Annotated in this window: 5 protein-coding genes; all 5 read right to left on the bottom strand. The window is 60.3% G+C overall.

Annotated features, from left to right (window positions below):
• A partial coding sequence (locus ACKVY0_RS18820) for a DUF1501 domain-containing protein (RefSeq protein ID WP_409216377.1) occupies positions 1 to 1,375 on the bottom strand: 1,375 nt, incomplete at its 3' end.
• A 52-nt stretch (positions 1,376 to 1,427) separates the two neighbouring features.
• Entirely contained in the window at positions 1,428 to 1,943 is a 516-nt protein-coding gene (locus tag ACKVY0_RS18815) for a nucleotidyl transferase AbiEii/AbiGii toxin family protein (RefSeq protein ID WP_409216376.1), read from the bottom strand.
• Complete coding sequence (locus ACKVY0_RS18810) at positions 1,934 to 2,191, bottom strand: hypothetical protein (protein ID WP_409216375.1); 258 nt, start codon at positions 2,189 to 2,191, stop codon at positions 1,934 to 1,936. The genes ACKVY0_RS18815 and ACKVY0_RS18810 overlap by 10 nt, the downstream gene beginning before the upstream one ends.
• A 55-nt stretch (positions 2,192 to 2,246) precedes the next feature.
• A complete protein-coding gene (locus tag ACKVY0_RS18805) occupies positions 2,247 to 4,262 on the bottom strand; it encodes a PSD1 and planctomycete cytochrome C domain-containing protein (protein WP_409216374.1) in 2,016 nt (671 codons plus the stop codon).
• On the bottom strand, positions 4,259 to 4,513 hold the full coding sequence (locus ACKVY0_RS18800) for a hypothetical protein (RefSeq protein ID WP_409216373.1): 255 nt from the start codon (positions 4,511 to 4,513) through the stop codon (positions 4,259 to 4,261). The genes ACKVY0_RS18805 and ACKVY0_RS18800 overlap by 4 nt, the downstream gene beginning before the upstream one ends.
• Between the last annotated feature and the right edge of the window lie 97 nt (positions 4,514 to 4,610).

Raw genomic sequence — 4,610 nt, 5'->3', positions numbered from 1 at the left:
GTGTGTGGTCGATTCCCATCAGGTGCAGAATGGTGGCATGCAGGTCGCTCACATGGCAGCGTTCTTCAATGGCCGTGAAGCCCAGTTCATCCGTCGCACCGATGGCCTGGCCGCCTTTCACGCCAGCTCCGGCCATCCACATGGAAAAGCCATGCCAGTCGTGATCGCGACCCAGCTTGCCCACGCCTTCGCTCGTCGGCGTGCGGCCAAACTCACCACCCCACACGAGCAGCGTCTCGTCCCAGAGGCCGGTGCGCTTCAGATCGGCGATCAACGCCGCGATGGGCTTGTCCGTCTCGCCCGCGTGCAGCGTGTGATTGGTGATGCAGTCGTTGTGACCATCCCAGGTGTCCTCGATGTGACCGCCACCGGAGTAGAGCTGGATGAAGCGCACGCCTTTCTCGATGAGTTTTCGCGTGATGAGGCACTTGCGGCCGAAATCCGCCGTGCGCGCATCGTTGAGGCCATACATCTCGTGCGTCGCCGCATCCTCGTTGTCCACATCGACCACGCTCATCGCCTCCGTCTGCATGCGATACGCCAGCTCATATGACTCGATGCGCGCCATCAACTCCGTCTCATCGGGATGCATCTTGAGATGCTCTTCGTTCAACGATTTGAGCAGATCGAGACTGCGCCGCTGCGTGCGGTCGCTCGTGCCCTCCGGCGTCGCCAGATCGAGCAACGGCGAGCCACCACTGCGGAAGAGCGTGCCCTGATACGCCGCCGGCATGTAACCCGCCGTCCAGTTCGACGCGCTGCCGATCGGTCCGCCGCGCGGGTCGGTCATCACCACAAAGCCGGGCAGGTTTTGATTCGTCGTGCCCAGCCCGTAGCTCAGCCACGAACCCAGGCACGGCTTGCCAATGAAGATGCTGCCCGTGTTCATCTGCAAACAACCCGACGCATGCGCCGCCGTGTCCGCGTGCATCGAGCGGATCACGCACAGATCATCCGCATGACGCGCCGTGTGTGGAAACAGGCTGCTGATCTCCAGCCCGCTCTGCCCATGCCGCGTGAACTCAAACGGTGACTGCATCAAATGCCCCACCGCCCGCCCGTTCGATCCCACCTTCGCATCGCCCGTGTAAGGCATGCCGTGATATTTCTTCAGCGCCGGTTTCGGATCAAACGTGTCCACCTGGCTCGGCCCGCCGTTCATGAACAGAAACACGCAATGCTTCGCCTTCACCGGAAAATGCGGTCGCTTCTCGGCCAGCGGCCTCGTTGATTTCAAATCTGAAATTTCAAATTTCAAATCGTCGGCCGCCATCAAATCCGCCAACGCCAGCCCCGCGAACCCACCCCCGACCTGCCAGAGAAACTCCCGGCGTGTCTGGCCGCATGGCGTGCGATTGGGGATGAAGCGGGGCATGAGTGAATCGAATACGCGCCGAACTCACCCACATCATTCATCATCATCGAGATCATGGACTGAAGCCGGGATCTTTGCCACAGGCGGCCCAGATGATGGCAGGCAACGGGTAAGTTTTGTGCAGTTCAACAATGTCCACATAGTCGCGAGTGACAGAGCGTGCGGACAACGCGAGCGCCTTGTTCGTGGCCATGTCAAACAGGTGCAGTCGCCAGCCGAGCACAGGGTCACGCTCGATGGGGAAGAAACGAAAGGCTGCATCTGCGGCCCAGTCGATCTCCACTTCCTCACCACCAGCAGACACCTTCGCCTTTCTGAATGACACCGGCTGCGTCCAATCGCCCACGCACTGATCGATCTCAAATCCCGCTGCACGCAGCGATTTTACATCCATCTCGCTTGCCTTGGCCACCTCCTCAGCCGCTTCGTGGAAAATGTCGAAGTCGTGGCTGTAGCGCGGCGAGTCCTCGGCGGCATTCAGCACCAATCCACCCGCGAAGTGACTGGCCTCACTTCGATTTGCCGCGATGACCTGCATCACGTCTTTCTGAAAGGCGGTTAAAGGCATTTGTGAATCCTCTGCGCTGCCCACCAAGCCCGGTGACCGCCGCCCATGCGCAAGGTTCGGATCACCTCACGCACATCATCACGAGTGAGAATCGAGGATTCCGTGTTCCACCACCAAAAGCACTCATGAAAATTCTTCACCGCCTCATGCGCCATGCGCTGCACTTCCTCGGACACGGGCGTGTTATCCTCCGGCACGGGTGTGCCGTAGGTGGCGGGTTGTTCCTGGAGAATGGAGGCGCTGTCCATGCGTCAAGTGTAGGCCAAACCTGCGGGCATGGCAACCATGCGGCTGCCAGCTTGCTCACTCGGGATAAACAAACTCGTTCAGATTCAAAATCACACGGCAAGCCTGCTCCAGTGACTCTTCCCACAGAAACGCACTCATTTTCTTCAGTTCAGAAGCCGATGGTTCGCGACACAAGGCCAGCCGCCAAGCGAGCGTGATCTGCTTCGCGGCATCGTCGCCAGCCTCGCGCTTCAAGCGTGCGGCAAAGTGTTTGGCCTGCTGGTTCACGAAGTCGCCATTGAACAAGCTCAACGCCTGCGGGGCGACGGTGGTGACCTGGCGTTGCGGGCAACTGCTGACGGTGTCAGCGAGGTCGAGGGTTTCGAGCATGGGGACGACTAGGCCGCGCTTGATGAACGCGTAGATGCTGCGGCGCGAGGCTTCGCGTTCGTCCGAGGCCTGCCAGATCTTTTCTTTGTCGGTGTTGGCTTCGAGCGCGGCCTTCGGAATGCCGGGCTTCATCGCGGGACCGAAACGCTTCGGATTGAGCTGACCGCTGACCGCGAGCATCGAATCGCGGATGGCTTCGACTTCGAGACGGCGGTAACGCATGAGCGCATCAGGCGATTTTATCGACTGCCACGCGCGGCTGGTGAGGATGAGTCGATGCAGCTTCTTCAGCGACCAATTCGCATCGTGCATGAACCAATGCGCGAGCCAGTCGAGAAGCTCGGGATGCGATGGAGCGGCACCCATGAGGCCGAAGTCGTTGGCGGTGGTCACGAGGCCTTGGCCGAAGTGCTGCTGCCACACGCGGTTCACGATGACTCGGGCGGTGAGCGGGTTGTCGGTGCTGGCGATCCATTGCGCGAGTCCGAGGCGGCGATTGGAAAAGGATGGATGCGTTTTGGCGAGGATCGCGGGCACGGCTGGCTGGACGAGATCACCGAGGCGCGATGGTGAGCCGCGGATGAGCACGTGTGTGTCGGGGGCTTTCGCGGACGACTCTTTCCAAGTGTAAATCTCCGTGCCATTGACCGGCACCGTCAGCTCGGTGCGGCCTTTGCGCGGGCGTTCGAGTGGATTGAAGACAGCGACGAGGCTGTAGTAATCGCGGGTGGCCAGCGGCTCGAATTTGTGATCGTGACAGCGTGCGCAGCCAATGGTGAGGCCGAGGAAGGCCTGCCCGGTGGTGCTGACGATGTCGTCGAGCTGATCGTAGCGATCCGTCACGGGATCGGCTGGCTCGTCGTCCCAATGACCGAGGCGGAGGAAGCCGGTGGCGATGATGGATTCCTGATTTCTGATTCCTGATTTCTGATTCAGTTCATCGCCAGCGAGCTGCTCGATGACGAAGTGGTCGAAGGGTTTGTCCTTGTTGAGCGCTTCGATGACATAGTCGCGGTAGCGCCAGACGAAGGGCTTCTCGGCATCGCGCTCGTAGCCGTTGCTGTCCGCGTAGCGCACCACATCCAGCCAGTGCCGCGCCCAGCGCTCACCGTAGTGCGGTGAGTCGAGAAGGCGGTCGATCACGGCTGAATAGGTCTTATAGGATCTATTCGACCTATGGGACTCATCCTGCTCCGCAATCGTCGGCGGCAGCCCAGTGAGGTCGAGATACACACGTCGCAGCAGCGCCATCGGCGCGGCCTGAGGGGGCACCGCATGTTTTCCGAACACAAAAGCATCAATCGGATGCTCATGAACCGACTCCGGCATCTGCGGGAGCGTCACCGGCTGAAACGACCAATGCTCCGACGGCTTCTTCGGGATCACCTCATCACTTGGAAACGGCGCACCGACTGCAAACCACTGTCGCAGCGCTTCCACCTGCTTTTCGGTCAGCCGTGCTCCCTCGGGCGGCATTCGTTCATCTTCGTCGTGCGAGGTCACTCGGGAGATCAGCTCCGCGTGGACGCCGTTCTCGATCAAAGCGCCCGCATCGAGTCGCAGATCGCCTTTTTGCTTCACCGAGCCATGGCAGGACACGCAGCGCTCTTTGAGCAGCGGCTTGATGTCCTTTTCGTAATCAGGCGCGGCAATCACCAGCGAAGCCGATGCGTGCAGCATGCTGATGACGATGCACTTCATGACGGCAGCTCAAAACCGGCGGCATACTCTTCCTGGCAGAGCTTGTTAGCCTCGGCGGCGAATTCGCCGGCGAAGCGGTTGCTCGTGGGATCGTAGTCGAGCCAAGGGCCGGCGATGATTTGTTTCTCCTGCGTGTCGATGTGGTTGCTGGCGAGGTTCTTGAGAAACTCAGCGAAGACGCGAGCGCAAAAAGTCCATGGTGCTTGATCATGCCTCGGGGGGCTGGTACAAGAAGGCACACCTTCACTCATGCGCCACTTCAACGCCCCCGATTCACTCGCACAAAACAGCCTCTTTGACTCGGCTGTCCTTGATGGCACCGCATGGTGGGCCACGCATCTCACGCCC

Source organism: Prosthecobacter sp. (assembly GCF_046154365.1).
GTDB lineage: Bacteria > Verrucomicrobiota > Verrucomicrobiia > Verrucomicrobiales > Verrucomicrobiaceae > Prosthecobacter.
This window is presented reverse-complemented; position numbering and strand designations above follow the sequence as displayed.

Coding starts and splice junctions, on each gene's coding strand:
- ACKVY0_RS18815 (WP_409216376.1), bottom strand. CDS start 1,943: ATGCCTTTAACCGCCTTTCAGAAAGACGTGATGCAGGTCATCGCGGCA.
- ACKVY0_RS18810 (WP_409216375.1), bottom strand. CDS start 2,191: ATGGACAGCGCCTCCATTCTCCAGGAACAACCCGCCACCTACGGCACA.
- ACKVY0_RS18805 (WP_409216374.1), bottom strand. CDS start 4,262: ATGAAGTGCATCGTCATCAGCATGCTGCACGCATCGGCTTCGCTGGTG.
- ACKVY0_RS18800 (WP_409216373.1), bottom strand. CDS start 4,513: ATGAGTGAAGGTGTGCCTTCTTGTACCAGCCCCCCGAGGCATGATCAA.